The sequence below is a fragment of the Corallococcus silvisoli genome, assembly GCF_009909145.1.
Taxonomy (GTDB): Bacteria; Myxococcota; Myxococcia; order Myxococcales; family Myxococcaceae; genus Corallococcus; species Corallococcus silvisoli.
Window position 1 is genome coordinate 67,971 of record NZ_JAAAPJ010000028.1, and the last position, 17,758, is coordinate 85,728.

The following is a 17,758-nucleotide window of genomic DNA, read 5'->3' on the forward strand; positions in this document are numbered from 1 at the left end:
ACGCTCGGCCGGTGCGCGGTCAGAGGAAGCGGCGCTCCCACTGGCGGACCTCGGCTTCGGTGAGGTCCCCCCAGGAGCCCCGGTGTGCGTAGAGCCAGGGCTCCAGCACGCGGGCGAGCTCGCGGTACGCGGGCAGTGTGTCACCCGCGTCCAGATCCCCTGCTTCGGGCGCGGGGCCCAACGAGACGACGGCCCGGTCCGGGGAGAGTGACTGGACCTGGGTCGCGGGAGCGTGCAGCCGGGAGCGCAGTCCCTCCGCGCCGCCCAGCTCCTGCAACACGGGCGGGCCCAGGAAGGTGAGCCATGCGGGGGCGCGGACCTTCGTGCCCAGGTGCAGCGCGAGCTGGTCCAACTGGTTCAGGTCGAAGCCCGGATGGCGCCGGGTGGTTTCGCGCAGCAGCGGCGTGAGGGTCCGGGTCCAGGCATGCACTTCGAGCGACAGGCCCGCATGCCCTGAGTCCCAGGGCAGCGCACGGCCCAGGTCGATGGCCAGCGCACGGATCCACTCCGGCCCGCGCTCGGCCAGGAACTCGGTGGGCAGCCGGAACTCCAGCGTGCAAGTGCTCTCCGGATAGGCCTCGTGGAAGCTGGCCGAGTCACTTCCTCTCCCGTGATACCTGAATGCGACTCCCGTCGCGGAGTGCGACAGCTCGTTTGCCTCAACGAAGCAAGAGGGGCTCAGGATCCGCTTCTGGAGCTCCGCCTCTCCCTCCGCATCCAGCTCCGGCCAGTCTCCGGTGTAGCAATCCCAGAACCAGCGCAGCCGTCGCGGTTCGACGGCCCGCCGGTAGCGCTCCTGCGCACGCCAGAGGGCAGGAGCGATCTCTTCGTGAGGCGCGCGCAGATAGAAGGCGATGCTGATCCCCTCCCTCATGAGGACCACGGTCGTCCCTTCAATCTCCATCGATTCACGAACTGTCGGCACCTGCTCGTTCATTGGGTGATTCCCATGTTGGGGGATACCAGGAGAGGGGCCCGTTCGCTCGCCAAGAGGTCCTGGTACACAGCATTCTGCGGCCTGTCGGCGAAGGGGCTTGCCGGCGGATAGGTGTCCCATCTGGCATCGTTGGTCGCCGGGCACGGGAACTTGAAGTCGTAGAGGGCCTGGACCTTCAGGGGGTTCCCGAGCGCGTGCAGCACCACATCGGGCGCGATGCTCCCCACCAGCAGGTGGAACTGCCCGGCCGCGAGCCACCGCGCCACCTCCTCCGGGTCCAACCACCGTATCCGCCCTGTCTTCGCGTCCCGCAGGTAGCGCGGCTCCAGGCTGAACCGCCCCGCGTCCGTGTCACCCAGGGCCCGCTGCACGCACTCCAGTGCCGCCGCGTGCTTGGCCTCTCCCAGTTGCATCGCCCGCGTCACCTGTCGCCCATTCGCGTCCACCACCTTCTCCCGGCACACCTCCGGCGAGGTCCGCTTCCCCGGCCCCAGCATCCGCTCGTTCACTTCGAAGTTCGCCTGCTTCGCGCACTCCACCAGCGCCCGCTCCACGCGCGCCACCTCCGCCGCTTCCCACAGGCGCATCATCGCGGCGGCCTGGCCGGCCCGCGCGGCCGCCCGCGACAGCCACGGCAGCACCGCGTCCTCACCCACCTGCGACGCGCACGCCGGGCTTCGCAGACATCCGGCCGTCGCGGAGTCCATCGACGCCTGTGAATAGCTCCGGGGCGCCCTCACCTCCGGCCCCGCGCACGCGGTCCACAGGAGGTAGCACAGCCACCACATCCTTCGGAGAGGAGTCACGTCGTGCCTCCTCGCACGAAAGCGCGAGCGCCTTCAACCCAACGCACTCGTGGACACTTGGCGGATGTGAACCGCGCGGCTAGCGTGCCTCCCGCCGACGGTGCCTCGCGGGAGTCCGCGAGGTTTAGCAAGGGAATCCGGTGCGAATCCGGAGCTGCCCCGCAGCGGTGAGTGGGAACGAACGCTGTCACACGCACTGGTCCGGAGTCGGACTGGGAAGCGACGGCCAGTAGACGCCACGGAGGCATCCCCATCAGGTGGGGAGCGCTCCGGAAGCACGCCCACGAGTCCGAAAACCTGCCTTCGGCCCCTGCGGAGGATCGTCTCCGACAGGGCGGTACCCCGGCCCCTCGCGGGAAGGTCCGGTCATCCCTCGCGGTCCCGTGCGTCCGCCACCGCCCGCGTCCCGGGCCCGGGAGCCGTGTGTCCCGGATCCGACGGCGCTCGGCGCTGGCGGCACCGCACGCCAGGAGTCCTTGCCATGACGTCCCCTTCTTCTTCCCTCCCTCCGTCCGCCACCGAGACCCGCATGGTCGACATGGTCTTCCCCGACCAGACCAACCACTACGGCACGCTCTTCGGCGGACAGGCGCTGCGGCTGATGGACATGTCCGCGTTCATCACCGCCAGCCGCTACGCGCGACGCACCGTCGTCACCGCGTCCAGCGAACGCGTGGACTTCCACACCCCCGTGCGCCAGGGCCAGCTGGTGGAGCTGGTGGGCCGCGTCGTCGCCACCGGCCGCACCTCCCTCACCGTGGACGTGGAGCTCTACTCGGAGGACCTGCTGTCCGGCGCGCGCCTGCTGTGCACGCGCGGGCGCTTCATCCTGGTCGCGCTCGACGCGGAGCGGCGTCCCACCGCGGTGCCGCCGCTCGCGCCGGAGAACCAGACATGACAGACATTGCCTTGACACCTGAAACAAGCCGGGCGTATAGACGACGCCATGCTGGTGCCTGGGTTTACCCAGGCTGAAAAGGGAACCCGGTCCGAATCCGGGGCTGCCCCGCAGCGGTAGGTGAGAACGACCGCCGTCCATGACACTGGAGCCCGTGTGGGCCCCGGGAAGTGACGGCCAGTAGGAACCCCGGCCCGCCTCACGCCGGACGCGCTCACAAGCCCGAAGACCTGCCCGCATCCGGCCCGTGGGAGACATCCACGGACGGTTCGACCTGGAGCCCCGAGGGAGGGCGGGAAGGTCCGAGCGCAAGCCCCTGTCTTCACAGGGATTTTCGCCTCGGCACACTCCCCTTCTCCCTTCGTGTCTCCAGCCACCCGCGGGGGTGGGGGTCGGTGTCTTCGGGCCCGTCCATGGCCCGGGTGCGCGGCGTCGCACCGGGACACCTCGCCTCCTCCTTCGTGGGTCACTGGCCGGGCGACGCGGGTCGCCCGTTAGGACGAGCGATGCGTGGAGTGCGGCGAAGACAGCGCGAAGCAGTGACAGGACGCGGAAGCCAGACACGGCACGGGAGGCCCCGGGCGCGGCGCGCCTGACGCCTCTTCGCGCATTCCTCCTCTCAATTCCTTTCATCCACCGCGAGCGCGCCCTCCACGCGCGCCGCCTGGGGAGACGTCTGTCTTTGAACGCCATCCGCTACCCGGACGGGAACGTGCTCCTGCGCAACCTGTCGCGCGAGTTCCCCGTCGTGACCCACGGCCAGGGCATCTACCTGTACGGCGCGCAGGGCCGCCGCTACCTGGACGGCTCCGCGGGCGCGCTGGTGGCCAGCGTGGGCCATGGCAACCGCGAGGTCGCGGACCGCGTCCATGAGCAGCTCCTCCAGGTCGCGTACGTCAACGGCACCCACTTCACCACCGAGGTGACGGAGGCCCTGGCCACCCGGCTGTGCGAACACGCGCCCCAGGGACTCAAGCGCGCGGCCTTCCTGGGCTCCGGTTCGGAGGCCATCGAGGCGGCGGTGAAGTTCGCCCGGCAGCTCTGGGTGGAGCGCGGACAGCCCCAGCGCTCGCGCGTCATCACGCGCGTGCCCGGCTACCACGGCAACACGCTCTACGCGCTGTCCATGTCCGGACGGCCGCACTACCAGACGTTCTTCGGCCCCATGCTGTCCCAGGTCGTCACCACGCCCGCGCCCTACCCCTACCGCTGCGGCCTGGAGGACTACGCGCGCGACGGGGCGGCGCACTACGCGCGGCACCTGGAGGAGGCCATCCAGCGCGCGGGGCCCGACACGCTCGCCGCGTTCGTGGCGGAGCCCGTCATCGGTTCATCGGCGGGAGCGTCCGTGCCGCCGCCCGGCTACTTCGAGGCGGTGTCGGCCGTCTGCCGGCGCCACGGCATCCTGATGATCGCCGACGAGGTCATGTGCGGCTGCGGGCGCACCGGCCGCTTCTTCGCGAGCGACCTCATGGACTTCACCCCGGACGTGCTCGTGATGGGCAAGGGGCTGAGCGGTGGCTACGCGCCCCTGAGCGCGGTGCTGGTGCGCGAGGACCACCTGGAGGAGCTGCGCCGGGGCTCCGGCGGCTTCATGCACGCGCAGACGTACCTCCAGGCGCCGTGCATGACGGCCGCGGGGCTCGCGGTGCTGGACTACTACGAACGGCACGACCTGGTGGCGCACGCGGAGCGCGTGGGCGCCTACCTGCAACGCCGGCTGCGAGAGGTCCTGCTGCCCCTGCCCCACGTGGGCTCCGTGCAGGGCGTGGGGCTGATGGCGGGCGTGGAGCTGGTGGAGGACAAGGCCACGAAGCGGCCCTTCCCTCGCGCGCGCAGGGCCGTGGAGGGGCTGCTCGCGGAGCTGTTCGCGCTGGGGCTCATCCTCTGGCCCAACACCGGCCACGCCGACGGGACGAACGGCGACCTGGTGATGGTGGGCCCGCCGTTGATCATCACCGAGCCCCAGGTGGACGAGCTGGTGGACCTGCTCGCCCGGGGCCTGACCCGTTTCCTGGAGCGGCCATGACCTTTCGCATCACCTATTCGGTGCTGGACGCGGACCTGACGGAGCTGCACGCGCGCTTCGACGCCGCGCTCGCCACGGTGCGCGCGCGCCTGGGCGCGGAGTACCCGTCCTGGATCGCCGGCAAGGCGCACCACAGCGGGGACCTGCTGGACAGCCGCAACCCCACGCGGCCCTCCGAAATCATCGGGCGCTTCCACCGCACCGCGCCCGGCGAGGTGGGCCGCGTGGTGCGCGCGGCGAAGGACGCCCAGCGCGCGTGGGGCGCCACCGCGTGGGAGGAGCGCGTCCAAATCCTGCGCCGCGCCGCCGACCTCATCTCCGAGCGCCGGTGGGAGCTGGCGGCGGGGATGACGCTGGAGGTGGGCAAGAACCGGCTGGAGGCCCTGGGCGACGTGGAGGAGGCCGCGGACCTGCTGCGCTACTACGCCGGGCAGGTGGAGTCCGCGCGCGGCTTCCACCTCCCCATGGCGCGCCTGTCTCCCCGCGAGGACACGCGCAGCGTGCTGCGCCCCTACGGCGTCTTCGTCGTCATCTCCCCCTTCAACTTCCCGCTCGCGCTGGCGGCGGGGATGAGCGCGGGCGCGCTGCTGGGCGGCAACGCCGTCATCCTCAAGCCCAGCGAGGAGGCCCCGGGTTGCGCGGACGGCCTCTTCCACGCCTTGAAGGACGCGGGCCTGCCGGACGGCGTGTTCCAGGTGGTGCACGGCGAGGGCGAACGCCTGGGCGCGGCGCTGGTGCGCCACCCCGCGGTGGACGGCGTGGCCTTCACCGGCAGCAGCACGGTGGGCATGGAGATCCACCGCCAGCTCACCGCGGAGCACGTGCGGCCCGCGCTGCTGGAGCTGGGCGGGAAGAACGCGACCGTTGTCTGCAAGGACGCGGACCTGGAGGCGGCGGTGGAGGGCTGCCACCGCTCGGCGTTCGGGATGTCCGGCCAGAAGTGCAGCGCGCTGTCGCGCATCTACGTGCACGAGGACGTGCGCCGCGACTTCCTCGAACGGCTGGCCCGGAAGGCCCGCGACACGGTGGTGGGGGACCCCGCGCTCGCGTCCGTCTTCATGGGGCCGGTCATCAACGCGGCCTCCGTCCGCCGCTTCGAAGAGGCCGTGGCGGAGGCGCGGCGCGACGGCACCGTGCACGCGGGCGGCGGCGCACCGGCCCTGGACGCGTCGCTCTCGCACGGCCACTTCGTCGCGCCCACGGTGGTGGAGCTGCCGCACGACCACCGGCTGATGCGCGACGAGCTGTTCCTGCCCTTCGTCGGCGTGGCGACCTTCCGCACGCTGGACGAGGCGCTGGCGCGGCTCAACGACAGCGCCTACGGCCTCACCGCCGGCATCTTCAGCGAGGACCCGGCCACCGTGGAGGCGTTCATGGCCCGCGCGGACGCCGGGGTGCTCTACGCCAACCGCCGCACGGGCGCGACGACGGGCGCGTGGCCCGGCGTGCAGCCCTTCTGCGGCTGGAAGGCCAGCGGCTCCAGCGGCAAGGGCGGCTGCGGTCCCTATTACGTCTCGCAGTTCATGCGCGAGCAGTCCCAGACCCGGATGGGTTGACCTGGAAGACCCCATGCACCCGCTCTATCCCGAAGTGAAGGTCGCGCCCCCGGGGCCCAACGCCCGGGCCATCATCGACCTGGACAAGCGCTACACCTCGCCGTCGTACATCAAGGAGTACCCCCTGGTGGTGGAGCGCGGCGAGGGGCCGTGGGTCCACGACGTGGACGGCAACCGCTTCCTGGACTTCATGGCGGGCATCGCCGTGGCCGCCACGGGGCACGCGCACCCGCACGTGGTGAAGGCCATCCAGGAGGCCGCGGGCCGCTTCCTCCACATCTGCGGCACGGACTTCTACTACGACGGCTTCTCGCGCCTCTGTGAGCGGCTGGCGAACTACCTGCCGGAGATGGGCCCCAAGAAGGTCTTCCTCACCAACTCCGGCACCGAGGCCGTGGAGGGCGCGCTCAAGCTCGCGCGCCACCACACGCGCCGGCAGACCATCATCGCCTTCAAGGGCGGCTTCCACGGCCGCACCTATGGCGCCATCTCCCTCAACTCCTCCAAGGTGGCCCAGCGCGCGTTCTTCGGCCCGCTGCTGCCGGGCGTGCTGCACATCCCCTACGCCAACCCGTACCGCTGCGCGAACGGCTGCGCGCCCGGCGCGTGCGGCGACGCCTGCAACCCGGTGCGCCTGCTGGAGACGGACTGGTTCGTCAACCACGTGGACCCGCGCGAGGTGGCCGCCATCTTCGTGGAGCCCATCCTGGGCGAGGGCGGCTACGTGGTGCCGTCCGCGGGCTTCCTCCAGGACCTGCGCCGGCTGTGCGACGCGCACGGCATCCTGCTGGTGTTCGACGAGGTGCAGTCCGGCATCGGCCGCACCGGACGGATGTTCGCGGCGGAGCACTTCGGGGTGATGCCGGACATCCTGCTGTCCGCCAAGGGCATCGCGTCCGGGATGCCGCTGGGGGCCATCATCGCGCGCGAAGCGGTGATGACCTGGCCGCGCGGCTCCCACGGCAGCACCTACGGCGGCAACCCGGTGTGCTGCGCCGCCGCGCTCGCCACGCTGGACGTCGTGGAGGGCCTGCTGGACAGCGTGCGGGACACGGGCGAGCACCTCCAATCGGGCCTCAAGGCGCTCCAGCGCGGACACCCCGTCATCGGCGACGTGCGCGGCGTGGGCCTGATGGTGGGCGCCGAGTTCGTGCACCCGAACACCCGGGAGCCCGCGAGCGCGTACGTGGCGGACCTGGAGCAGCTGGCGTTCCAGAAGGGCCTGCTGCTGCTGTCGTGCGGCAAGTCCACCATCCGCTTCGCGCCCCCGCTGGTGGTGGGCCGGCACGAGGTGGACGTGATGCTGGGGGTGCTGGGCGCGTGCCTCCAGGAGCTGGATGTCCGGCACGGCATGAAGGGGAGCTGAGGGGAGCGCGGCCATGGACAAGCTCTGTTCGATGAAGGAGGCCATCGCGGCCTCCGTGCACGATGGCGACTCAATCGTCATCGATGGCTTCACCCACCTCATCTGCTTCGCGGCGGGACACGAAATCATCCGCCAGGGCCGGCGCAACCTCACCGCCATCCGGCTCACGCCGGACCTCGTCTACGACCAGCTCATCGAAGCCGGCTGCGTGAAGCGGCTGGTGTTCAGCTGGGCCGGCAACCCGGGCGTGGGCAGCCTGCACGCGCTCCGGCGCCGCAGCGAGGCGGGCTGCGCCGAGCGGCTGGAGCTGGAGGAGTACTCGCACTTCGGGCTGCTGTCGCGCCTGCAAGCGGCGGCGGCGGGGCTGCCGTTCTGGCCGCTCGACAACTACTTCGGCGGCGACATCGCGCGGGTGAACACGAACATCCGCACCGTGCGCTGTCCGTACACCGGGCGGGAGCTGGCCACGGTGCCCGCGCTGAACCCGGACGTGACCGTCCTCCACTGCCAGCGCGCGGACCGGGAGGGCAACGCGCAGGTGTGGGGGCTGCTGGGCTCCCAGAAGGAAGCGGCCTTCGCGGCGAAGCGGGTCGTGGTCGTGGCGGAGGAGATCGTCCCCACGGAGGTCATCCGCGCGGATCCGAACCGCACCGTTGTGCCCGGCATCATCGTCAGCCACGTGGTGCATGAGCCCTGGGGCTGCCACCCCAGCTTCGTGCAGGGCTTCCACGACCGGGACAACGACTTCTACGTGAAGTGGGAGGACATCTCGCGCCAGCCGAAGACGTACCAGGACTACCTGGAGGCCTTCGTCCACGGCGTGAAGGACCGGCGCGGCTACCTGGAGCGGCTGGAGGCGGGGTTGCTCGACAAGCTGCGGGCGAAGCCCCGGCCTTGCGCGGGGGTGGACTATGGGTACTGACGCGGCCACGACGGCCAGCGCCAGCGAGCGCATGGCGTTCCGCGCCGCCCGCGAGCTGCACGACGGGGACGTGGTGTTCGTGGGCATCGGCCTGCCGAACCTCGCGTGCAACCTGGCGCGGGCCACGCATGCGCCGGGCCTGTTCATGATCTACGAGTCCGGCGCGGTGGGCGCCATCCCGGAGCGGCTGCCGGTGTCCATTGGCGACCCGTCGCTGGTGACGGACTCGCTCGCGGTGGTGGGGCAGGCGGACATCTTCCAGTGCCTGCTGCAACGGGGACACATCGAAGTGGGCTTCCTGGGCGGCGCGCAGGTGGACCGGTGGGGAAACCTCAACACCACCGTCATCGGCGACTACGCGAACCCGAAGGTCCGGCTGCCGGGCAGCGGCGGGGCCTGTGAGATCGCGGTCCATGCGCGGCGGCTGCTCATCATCATGCGGATGAGCCCGCGCACCTTCGTGGAGCGCTGCGACTTCGTCACCAGCCCGGGCCACCGCATGAACGGGCGCTCCCGGAAGGAGCTGGGCATGCCCGGCGGCGGCCCCACCCGCATCATCACGGACCTGGGCGTGCTGAGCTTCGACGAGACGGGCGAGGCGGTGCTCACCGAGGTGTACGCGGGCGTCACCCCGGAGCAGGTGAAGGCCGCCTGCGGCTGGCCGCTCAAGGTGGCGCCCGAGGTGAAGACGGGCGCGTCACCGGACGCGGCGGTGCTGCACCTGCTGCGCGAGAAGCTGGATCCGAAGCGCCTGTATCTCTGAGTCCCCGCTGTCCCCCGGAGCCCAAGTCCCATGTCGTCCGAAGCCTTCATCGTCGATGCGGTGCGAACACCCATCGGGCGTTACCGGGGCGCGCTCCAGTCCGTGCGGCCGGATGACCTGGCCGCGCACGTGCTCCGTGCGCTGGTGACGCGGCAGGGGCTGGACGCGTCGCGGGTGGACGAGGTGTTCCTCGGCTGCGCGAACCAGGCGGGCGAGGACAACCGCAACGTGGCGCGGATGGCGCTGCTGCTCGCGGGGCTGCCCCAGGGCGTGCCCGGCGTCACCGTCAACCGGCTCTGCGCGAGCGGCCTGGAGGCCATCATCCAGGGGTGCCGGATGATCCGCCTGGGGGAGGCGGACATGGTGCTCGCGGGCGGCGTGGAGTCCATGACGCGCGCCCCCTGGTCCATGCCCAAGCCCGAGGAGGGCTTCCCCTCCGGGCGGATGGAGGCGTGGGACACCGCGCTCGGCTGGCGCTACCCGAACCCTCGGCTCGCGGAGCGCTTCCCGCTGGAGCAGATGGGCGAGACCGCGGAGAACGTGGCGGAGAAGTGGGGCATCTCGCGCGAGGCGCAGGACGCCTTCGCCCTGGCCTCGCATCAGAAGGCGGTGGCCGCGCGGGGAGCCGGGCACTTCGCGCGAGAGCTGCTGCCGGTGGAGGTCCCCCAACGCAAGGGGCCTCCCCTGCGCGTGACGGAGGACGAGGGGCCGCGCGCCGACACGTCGCTTCCGAAGCTGTCCTCGCTGCGCGCCGCGTTCCGCGAGGGAGGGAGCGTGACGGCGGGCAACGCGTCGACGCTCAACGACGGCGCGGCCGCGGTGGTGCTGATGAGCGAGCGCGCGCTGAAGGCCTCCGGCAGGACGCCCCTGGCCCGGTTCGTGAGCAGCGCGAGCGTGGGCGTGGATCCGCGCTTCATGGGCGCAGGCCCGGTGCCGGCGACGCGGAAGGCGCTGGAGCGCGCGGGCTGGACGACGGACTCGCTGGACCTGGTGGAGCTGAACGAGGCCTTCGCCGCGCAGGCGCTCGCGTGCATGCGCGACCTGGAGCTGGCGCCCGAGCGCGTGAACGTGAACGGCGGCGCCATTGCCCTGGGCCACCCGCTGGGCGCGAGCGGCGCGCGCATCGTGACCACGCTCGTCCACGAGCTGGAGCGCCGCGGGGCACGACGGGGACTGGCCGCGCTGTGCGTCGGCGTGGGCCAGGGACTGGCGATGACGGTGGAGCGGTGAGTCCGAGCGAACGACGCGGAGCCCCGAGGAGCCGTCCATGACACCGACCCTGCGCATCACCTTCCACGACAGAGGGTCTGGCTGGCGCTACACGGTGGCGTTCCCCGATGGCGCCCACGAGTCCGGTCCCCTCCAGGGGCTGGAGGATCTGGCGGCCGTCCTCCAGCGCTGGGGACAGGGCCTGACCGACCTGCCGTGGACGGAGCTGCCCACGTTCGGGGGCGCCGCGCCCTCCAGCACGGAGGGCGTGTGGAGCTGGGACCCGACGCGGCTGCTCGTCGGTGAGCGCGCGGACGCGGTGACGCTCGTGCGCCGCACGAAGGGCTGAGCCCGCCTCCCGCTCCGAACCTGCCGGAGCGGGGAGCGCCTTCGCCCGCTCAGCTCCGGCGGCGGCGGCGGGCCTGCATCAGCCCCAGGAGCCCCAGCAGCGAGAACGCGGCCAGCGACCCGCCGCTCGCGGAGCACCCGCCGCGGAAGTCCACGTCGCCCTCGTCCAGCGGCGACGGCTTCACGCCCGTGCCCGTCCCCAGGTCCATGCCTGCATCCGCCACGCCCGCATCCGCCACCGGCTCCACGGGCGTACCCGCGTCCGCCACCGGCTCCACGGGCGTACCCGCGTCCACCACCGGGTCCACGGGCGGCGTCCCCGCGTCCACGACCGGATCCACCGGAGGCGTGCCCGCGTCCACCGCGGGCGTGCCCGCGTCCACCGCGGGCGTGCCCGCGTCCACCACCGGATCCGGCTTCACCACCGGAAACACGTCCTCGCGGCTCGTCGCCTGGATGAACCCGTCGTGGTAGACGACGCCGACCGGCTTGATGGTGTCGTCCCGGTACAGGCCCAGCTTCAGGTAGTTGTTCTGACCGGCGAACATCGTCATCGCCTTGCGCTTCGTCAGCACCTGCACGCCGTTGTGCCACAGCTCCACGAAGCCCACCGCCGCGTCCGGCGACCACTTCACGTGGAAGATGAACTCCTGCCACACGCCGCGCTTGAGCGCCGCGCTCCACACCGTGCCGCTCTCGTTCACGTTCAGCCGGATGAGCTCGCCCTTGACGAAGAACTCCACCGGCGGCGAGCCACAGCACCCGTCGTGGTGCCACTGCGTGAAGAGCTGCCACGAGTCCACGCTGGGGAAGTCGTTCGCGAACATCACCTTCCAGCGATACCAGTACTCCGACCCCACCTTGTCGCGGCTCAGGTAGACCAGCTCGTTGCGGTTGCCGCTGGAGTTGATGGGGTCATCCCCCTGCTTCACCGTCGCCTTCAGCGCGTACTTGCCCTCCGCCACCGGGCTCGTCACCACCTGGAGCCGGTCCGAACTCACCATCTGCTCCGAGCTGTATTGCGAGCGATTCCCTGTCTCGAAGTCCCCACGCCAGACGATTTCCGCCGCTGCGAGGCTCGGGAGCAGACACATCGCAAGCCACAGGTGCAGTGCTTTCAATGCTGAATCCTTGAGGAGGGGGGAGGGGAGGGAGCGAAACTTTGACGGCAAAGCTTCAACAAACACTACCCCAGCTCATCGCCTCACTTCATTCCCTCCCAAAGACATTCCAACATGCTTGTCAACAGGGCATGCGGCCAGCCAGGGGCCCTCCTGTTTGAGACATGTTTCACCTCGGGGCCGGGCCACCCGCACCCACCGAGCGGACAGGGGGGCGATGTCCTGAACGCAACGCGTCATTGACAAGGAGGCATGCAGGAGGCTGACGGCCCGGGGGCGTGGTGTAAGGTCGCAGGCCCTTCCGGCGCTCCCTTCCCGGGGCGCTCTTCGTGTGCCCCATGCTCGTGCTGCGAGACGTCCAGAAAACCGATTTGCCCGGCCTGAAGCGTCTTGCCGCGGTGCTGAACACGGTCAACCTGCCGAACAACGAGGAGACGCTCGAGGCCATCATCGACAAGTCGGTGAAGAGCTTCGCCGGCAAGGTGAAGGACCCGTTCGAGCGCGAGTACCTCTTCGTGCTGGAGGACGTGCGCAACAGCCTCATCATCGGCACGTCGATGATCATCGCCCAGCACGGCACCTACGACGCGCCGCACATCTACTACGAGGTGAGCGAGCGGGAGCACTACTCCGCGTCGCTGGAGCGGCACCTGCGGCACAAGGTGCTGTCCATCGCGTACAACTACGAAGGCCCCACGGAGATTGGCGGCCTGGTGGTGGACCCGCCCTACCGGGCGACGCCGGACAAGCCCGGCAAGCAGCTGTCCTTCGTGCGCTTCCTCTTCATCGCCATGCACCGGCGGCTGTTCCGGCCGCGCGTCCTGGCGGAGCTGTTGCCGCCGCTGCTCCCGGACGGGCGCAGCCTCCTGTGGGAGGCGTGCGGGAAGAAGTTCACCGGCCTCACCTACCTGGAGGCCGACCGGCTCAGCCGCCAGAACAAGGAGTTCATCAAGGAGCTGTTCCCCGCGTCGGACATCTACGCGTCGCTGTTCCCGGATCGCGTGCAGCGGGTGCTGGGCGAAGTGGGGCCGGCCACGCGCGGCGTGCAGCGGATGCTGGAGCGGGTGGGCTTCCGGTACGTGGAGCGCATCGACCCGTTCGACGGCGGCCCGCACTTCGAGGCGAACACGGCCGACGTCAGCCTGGTGCGCCGCTACCGCACGATGAAGCTGGCGGACGAGGACTTCGAGCTGGAGGGCGATGACGTGCTCGTCGCCGCCGAGCGCGAATCCGGCCGCAACCGCTTCCGCTCCGTGCGGTGCCAGGCGCGGTTGGACAACACGGTCATCTACCTGCCGGCCCGCGCCAAGGAGATCCTGGAAGTGAAGGCCGGCGCGAAGCTGTCCATCATTCCGTTCGAGTAGCGCGCACCACGCGCCAGTCCCCGCGCAGGAGCGACAACCAGCGCTCCCCGGCCTCCAGGCCGGGGCCTTCGGGGGACACCAGCGCCAGCGGCAGGTGCGTATCGGGACGCACGGGATCCAACGACGTGGGGTCCAGGTCCAGCGTCCCGCCCCCGCGCAGCGCCACCCGAACCCAGGCGTGCGGCCGCGCGGGGCCGCCGTCCACCACCAGCAGCCCGTGCACCAGCCCCACCTTCCGCCCCTGGGCGCGCGCCAGGGACGCGAAGCGCAGCGCATGGGCCAGACAGCCGCCGGCCTCGCCCTCCCCTCCCGCCCGCCAGTCCGCCGCCGTGGGCCCCTTGTCCGGGAAGGCCGCGTGCACCTTCGCGGACAGGGCCCGTGCCGCGTCCGGCGACCACTCCGTCATGTCCGGCAGGCGGCTGGGGACCACGAGGGTGCTGGCGCGGTTCACGCCATCAGCGGCGGCTCGCCGCTCGGCGCCGCCGCTCGTGTCAGCGCCCACTCCGGCCCGCGGCGCCCTCCCCTCCGCGGCGCCCGATGCGACGGTCGCTCCCGCCGAGGCCGAGGCAGCGCCAGGCGATGGTTCGTGCCCTGCCTGCCCGCCTGGCATGAGCCTCAGGGGCCCTTCGGTCCCTCCCTCCACGGGGACGCCGTCCGCGAAGAGCTCCGGGGGCGCTCGCAGCCGCTCCCCTGGCGGCGCCGCCGTGAAGCTCGAGTCGCCCACCTCCACCGCCTGGAGCCATCCCCGCGCGTCGTAGCGGGCACGGAAGCGCGCGCCGAGCATCGTGCCCTCCACGCTCGTCGCGCTCCGCGTCGTGACACAGTGAAGGCCCTCCTGGCCGGACAGCTCCTCCCGGCCCTTCACGCAGCCCTCGGGCGGCGGCCCTCTCCACAGCCACAGCGCCTGCGGCACCGCGTCCGCGTCCTTCACGCGCCCCGTGGGATCCACCGCGAGCGTCACCTCGCGCACGCGCTCACCCGCCCGGCCTTCGCGCACGTGCAGGTGCCGGCTGGTGTACGTGAACCGCCCCGCGTCCAGCGCCAGGGAGACCGTCCCCACCGGCACGCCCCGCCACGCGAAGACGAACCGGGCGGCCCTCCCGGCTTCGGTGCCCGTGCTGGCGGGGATTCCCGGGAACACCAGCATCGCGATGGCGAAGAGGGCCTTCATGTATCGCGGAGCATGCGTCGAATTGAGGACCGGCGCGAGAAGGCGGGATAGCGTTCATCCCGTCCATGGGCGCCAAACGGTACCTCTTCTCGTTCGGGCTGGCGGCGGCCCTGGTCTCCGCCTTCATCCTGGGCCTGCTGTTGTGGTGGGTGACGGGCAAGCCGGACGACACGGCCGGGTGGGCGGTGCTGCTGCTCGGGGTTCCGTTCCTCTGGCTGGCGGGCAGCTACCTCGCGTGGTTCCGCTTCGCGGCGATGCGGCGGCGCGAGCGGCGCGACCTGATGTCACGCCTCGCCGAAGGCGACCTCACCACGCCCATCCACCAGGGCTTCGAGGGCCAGGAGGACCTGCGCCGCCTCATCCTCTCCCTGCGCCGCGCCATGTCCCAGGTGCAGCGCGTGACGAGCAACCTGCACCGCACCGGCAACGGCGTGAGCGACCAGGCCCGCATGTTGCTGGAGGCCGCGCGCCGTCAGGGCGGCGCCGTGGAGCGCACGCTCACCGCGGTGGCGGGCAACGGCACCAGCCTCCAGGTGGCCATCAAGCGCGTGCTGCACATCGAGACCTTCGCGCATGAGACCACGGGCGCCCTGCTGGAGATGACGGAGCGGCTGCACCAGGTGGTGGATGGCCTGGAGACGGTCAACGACTTCAGCCAGCGCACCAGCGGCCTCACCCAGGCGATGACGGAGCGGCTGACGCACATCGCGGCGTCGGGTGACGAGCTGGGCCGCTTCGCGTCCGAGGCGGAGGACTTCGTCGCGCTGGTGGAGGGCGGCATCGACGCCGTGCGCCGGCGGGCCACCGACACCAACAGCATGGCCATGGCCGTCACCGCCACCGCCCAGCGCGGCGAGACCCTGGTGGGCGACAGCGTGCAGGGCATGTACCGGGTGGAGGAGACGGTGCGCAAGGCGGCCGAGCTGATGGAGATGCTCGGCACGCGGTCCATGGAGATTGGCCGCATCGTGGACGTCATCCAGGAGATCGCCGACCAGACGAACCTGCTGGCCCTCAACGCCGCCATCATCGCCGCGCAGGCCGGCGAGCACGGCCGCCCCTTCGGCGTGGTGGCCAATGAGATCCGCAGCCTCGCGGAGCGCACCACGCGCTCCACGCGCGAGATTGGCACCATGGTCACCGGCATCCGCGACGCGGTGGAGACCGCCGTGGCCCTGGTGCAGGAGGGCCGCGAGCAGGCCACCGCGGGCGTGGCCCTGGGCGACCGCGCCGCCGAGGCCCTGGGGGAGATCCGCAGCATCACCCAGCGCACCTTCGCGGCCGTGGAAGCCACGGTGATGGAGACGCAGCGGCTGGAGGCGCAGGGCGCCACGGTCGTGGAGGCCAGCAAGCGCGTGGCCCGGCGCGTGGAGGACATCACGCGCATGGCCATTGAGCAGTCCGGCAACGCGCGGGACCTGGTGCGACAGATTCAAGAGATGTCGCGCGTGGGGCAGAGCGCCGGCCAGAAGGCGGAGGCCCAGGCGCGCACGGGCCGCGACCTGTCGGAAGCGGTGATGCGCCTGAGCGCCGCCATTGAGGAGCTGCGGCAGGCCCATCAGGTGCTCACCCGGGGTGACGCGTCCATCCGCGAGGAGGTCGCGCAGGTGCGCGAGGACGCGCGCCGGGTCATCCGCATTGGCGACGGGTTGGATCGCACGGTGGACCAGCTGGGCCATGAGACCGCGAGCCTGGAGGCGGAGGTGTTCCGCTTCCAGCTGCCTCGGGCGCGCGCGGGCGGCACGCTGCGGGTGGGGGTGCACCAGTCGGGGTCCTTGCGCAGCCGGCAGACGGTGGATCCGCTGTACAGCGTCGAGAACCAGATGGCGGAGCTGACGGCGTGCCTCTTCTCCTGCCTCGTGCGGCTGGAGGACGGCATGCTGGTGCCCGACCTGGCCGAGCGCTGGGACGCGGACCCCTCCGCGCGCCGCTACCGCTTCTATCTGCGCCGGGGCGTCACCTTCCACGACGGCACGATGCTCACCGCCCAGGACGTGAAGCGACACCTGGAGCGGTTGATGGACCCGGCGTTGCGTTCGCCGGACCGCAGCCTGCTGGAGGACGTGGAGGGCGCTCGGGAGTACGCCAGCGGCCTCGCGCGCGAGGTGACGGGCATCGAGGTGCTGGACGAGGGCACGCTGGAGATCCGCCTGCGCGAGCCCAAGGCGTTCTTCCTCCAGCTCATGGCGCTGACGCCCACGGCGGTGGCGAAGATGGACCCCTCCGGCAAGCTGGTGGGCTCCGGGCCGTTCCGCGTCGTCGGTCTGGAGTCGGACCGCATCGTGCTGGAGCGCAACCCGGGCTACTGGCGCAGCGGGACTCCGCTGCTGGACCGGCTGGAGTTCCTCCTGTCGGACTCACGGGATCAGGCGGTGCGGCAGCTCTTGGACGGGCAGGTGGACCTCGTGTCCTACCTGCACGTCGAGCACACGGAGGCCAAGGGCCTGGAGGCGCATCAGGTCGTGGCCAGCACCACGCCCTCCACGGCGTTCGTGGGCCTCAACCTGCACGAGGCGCCCTACAACGACGTGCGCGTGCGCCGGGCGCTGCGCGCGGGCATGGACATCCCGGGCGTGGTGCAGCAGTTCCATCCGGGCGCGCGGGTGGCCCGCACCTTCACGCCCCCGGAGCTGCTGGAAGGGGCCGCCGAGCTGGGTCCCGCTCCGGGGCCGGACCTGGCGCTGGCGGAGCGGCTGTTGCGCGAGGCGGGCGTGCGGCGGTTGCAGCTGAACCTGCACCATCCGGTGGGGCGCGACACGTCCGCCGAGGACGCGGTGCTCTTCCGCCCGTTGATTCAAGCGGGGCTGCTGGAGCTGCGGCACGTGCAGATGAGCCCGGAGGAGTACCTGCCGCGGCTGCGCGAGGGGAAGGTCCCGGCCTTCCGCACGCTGTGGCTGGCGGACTTCCCGGACGCGGATGCCTTCCTGCACTTCCTGCTCAACTCCAGCGCGCAGACGGTCTACCCGCTGGGCTACCGCAATCCGGAGCTGGATCGGCTCACCGCGGAGGCGCGGGTGTCCATTGATCCAGAGCTGCGCTCGCAGCTCTACCGGCGCGCGGAGTTGCTGGCGCGCGAGGACTGCCCGCTCATCCCGCTGTACCACGACCGCACCCACGCGGCGGCGGTGGCGTCGGTGCAAAACCTGCGGCTGCACCAGACACCTCCGCAGGTGCGCTTCGAGGACCTCTGGGTGGACCCCAGCGCGGGCGCCTGAGCTGCCCGGTGAGGGCGAAACCCGCGGCTGCGTCGGACGCCGCGGACCTCGGC

The 17,758-nt window shown here is 71.4% G+C and carries 14 protein-coding genes and 2 riboswitches; of the genes, 10 read left to right on the top strand and 4 right to left on the bottom strand.

Going from position 1 to position 17,758, the window contains the following annotated elements:
• Nucleotides 1-19: 19 nt before the first annotated feature.
• Together GTY96_RS35575 and GTY96_RS35580 are read right to left on the bottom strand one after the other, a co-directional pair.
• Nucleotides 20-937 carry a type VI immunity family protein gene (locus tag GTY96_RS35575; RefSeq protein ID WP_143902434.1) on the bottom strand — a complete coding sequence of 306 codons (918 nt, stop codon included), beginning with the start codon at nt 935-937 and terminating at the stop codon, nt 20-22.
• The gene (locus tag GTY96_RS35580) at nt 934-1,743 is read right to left on the bottom strand and encodes a hypothetical protein (protein ID WP_161667048.1); all 810 of its coding nucleotides are present in this window, start codon (nt 1,741-1,743) and stop codon (nt 934-936) included. The genes GTY96_RS35575 and GTY96_RS35580 overlap by 4 nt, the downstream gene beginning before the upstream one ends.
• A gap of 94 nt (nt 1,744-1,837) precedes the next feature.
• Nucleotides 1,838-2,050: riboswitch (cobalamin riboswitch) on the top strand.
• Nucleotides 2,051-2,224: 174 nt separating this feature from the next.
• Between GTY96_RS35580 and GTY96_RS35585 the strand changes: the two genes are divergently transcribed.
• The 8 genes from GTY96_RS35585 to GTY96_RS35620 all read left to right on the top strand — a co-directional run bounded on the left by GTY96_RS35585 (nt 2,225) and on the right by GTY96_RS35620 (nt 10,835).
• A complete protein-coding gene (locus GTY96_RS35585; RefSeq protein WP_161667049.1) occupies nt 2,225-2,641 on the top strand; it encodes an acyl-CoA thioesterase in 417 nt (138 codons plus the stop codon).
• A 35-nt stretch (nt 2,642-2,676) separates the two neighbouring features.
• Nucleotides 2,677-2,893: riboswitch (cobalamin riboswitch) on the top strand.
• 430 nt (nt 2,894-3,323) lie between these two features.
• On the top strand, nt 3,324-4,670 hold the full coding sequence (locus GTY96_RS35590) for an aminotransferase family protein (protein WP_235686106.1): 1,347 nt from the start codon (nt 3,324-3,326) through the stop codon (nt 4,668-4,670).
• Entirely contained in the window at nt 4,667-6,226 is a 1,560-nt protein-coding gene (locus tag GTY96_RS35595; RefSeq protein WP_143902440.1) for an aldehyde dehydrogenase family protein, read from the top strand. The genes GTY96_RS35590 and GTY96_RS35595 overlap by 4 nt, the downstream gene beginning before the upstream one ends.
• A 13-nt stretch (nt 6,227-6,239) precedes the next feature.
• Entirely contained in the window at nt 6,240-7,592 is a 1,353-nt protein-coding gene (locus tag GTY96_RS35600) for an acetyl ornithine aminotransferase family protein (RefSeq protein ID WP_143902442.1), read from the top strand.
• A gap of 13 nt (nt 7,593-7,605) precedes the next feature.
• Nucleotides 7,606-8,514, top strand: a complete 909-nt coding sequence (locus tag GTY96_RS35605) for a CoA transferase subunit A (protein ID WP_143902444.1) — start codon at nt 7,606-7,608, stop codon at nt 8,512-8,514.
• Nucleotides 8,504-9,277 (top strand): CoA-transferase subunit beta, encoded by a 774-nt coding sequence (locus tag GTY96_RS35610; protein ID WP_235686107.1) that lies wholly within the window; start codon nt 8,504-8,506, stop codon nt 9,275-9,277. The genes GTY96_RS35605 and GTY96_RS35610 overlap by 11 nt, the downstream gene beginning before the upstream one ends.
• 30 nt (nt 9,278-9,307) lie before the next feature.
• Nucleotides 9,308-10,507, top strand: coding sequence for a thiolase family protein (locus GTY96_RS35615; RefSeq protein ID WP_143902446.1), 1,200 nt, complete (start codon nt 9,308-9,310; stop codon nt 10,505-10,507).
• Nucleotides 10,508-10,544: 37 nt separating this feature from the next.
• Nucleotides 10,545-10,835, top strand: a complete 291-nt coding sequence (locus GTY96_RS35620) for a hypothetical protein (RefSeq protein WP_143902448.1) — start codon at nt 10,545-10,547, stop codon at nt 10,833-10,835.
• Between the two features lie 49 nt (nt 10,836-10,884).
• Here GTY96_RS35620 and GTY96_RS35625 read toward each other — a convergent pair whose 3' ends face one another.
• Nucleotides 10,885-11,955 (bottom strand): polysaccharide lyase, encoded by a 1,071-nt coding sequence (locus tag GTY96_RS35625; RefSeq protein WP_407926994.1) that lies wholly within the window; start codon nt 11,953-11,955, stop codon nt 10,885-10,887.
• Nucleotides 11,956-12,293: 338 nt separating this feature from the next.
• On the opposite strand from GTY96_RS35625, the gene GTY96_RS35630 reads away from it, so the two are divergent.
• Entirely contained in the window at nt 12,294-13,319 is a 1,026-nt protein-coding gene (locus tag GTY96_RS35630; RefSeq protein ID WP_161667050.1) for an arginine N-succinyltransferase, read from the top strand.
• Here the strand turns inward: GTY96_RS35630 and GTY96_RS38105 are convergent.
• Nucleotides 13,303-14,490 carry a transglutaminase domain-containing protein gene (locus tag GTY96_RS38105; RefSeq protein ID WP_407926995.1) on the bottom strand — a complete coding sequence of 396 codons (1,188 nt, stop codon included), beginning with the start codon at nt 14,488-14,490 and terminating at the stop codon, nt 13,303-13,305. The genes GTY96_RS35630 and GTY96_RS38105 overlap by 17 nt on opposite strands.
• A gap of 65 nt (nt 14,491-14,555) precedes the next feature.
• Between GTY96_RS38105 and GTY96_RS35645 the strand changes: the two genes are divergently transcribed.
• Nucleotides 14,556-17,705: an ABC transporter substrate-binding protein gene (locus GTY96_RS35645; RefSeq protein WP_161667051.1), complete on the top strand. Its 3,150-nt coding sequence runs from the start codon at nt 14,556-14,558 to the stop codon at nt 17,703-17,705.
• Nucleotides 17,706-17,758 lie beyond the last annotated feature (53 nt).

Coding starts and splice junctions, on each gene's coding strand:
- GTY96_RS35600 (WP_143902442.1), top strand. CDS start 6,240: ATGCACCCGCTCTATCCCGAAGTGAAGGTCGCGCCCCCGGGGCCCAAC.
- GTY96_RS35630 (WP_161667050.1), top strand. CDS start 12,294: ATGCTCGTGCTGCGAGACGTCCAGAAAACCGATTTGCCCGGCCTGAAG.
- GTY96_RS35585 (WP_161667049.1), top strand. CDS start 2,225: ATGACGTCCCCTTCTTCTTCCCTCCCTCCGTCCGCCACCGAGACCCGC.
- GTY96_RS35605 (WP_143902444.1), top strand. CDS start 7,606: ATGGACAAGCTCTGTTCGATGAAGGAGGCCATCGCGGCCTCCGTGCAC.
- GTY96_RS35575 (WP_143902434.1), bottom strand. CDS start 937: ATGAACGAGCAGGTGCCGACAGTTCGTGAATCGATGGAGATTGAAGGG.
- GTY96_RS35645 (WP_161667051.1), top strand. CDS start 14,556: ATGGGCGCCAAACGGTACCTCTTCTCGTTCGGGCTGGCGGCGGCCCTG.
- GTY96_RS35610 (WP_235686107.1), top strand. CDS start 8,504: ATGGGTACTGACGCGGCCACGACGGCCAGCGCCAGCGAGCGCATGGCG.
- GTY96_RS35620 (WP_143902448.1), top strand. CDS start 10,545: ATGACACCGACCCTGCGCATCACCTTCCACGACAGAGGGTCTGGCTGG.
- GTY96_RS35615 (WP_143902446.1), top strand. CDS start 9,308: ATGTCGTCCGAAGCCTTCATCGTCGATGCGGTGCGAACACCCATCGGG.
- GTY96_RS38105 (WP_407926995.1), bottom strand. CDS start 14,490: ATGAAGGCCCTCTTCGCCATCGCGATGCTGGTGTTCCCGGGAATCCCC.
- GTY96_RS35595 (WP_143902440.1), top strand. CDS start 4,667: ATGACCTTTCGCATCACCTATTCGGTGCTGGACGCGGACCTGACGGAG.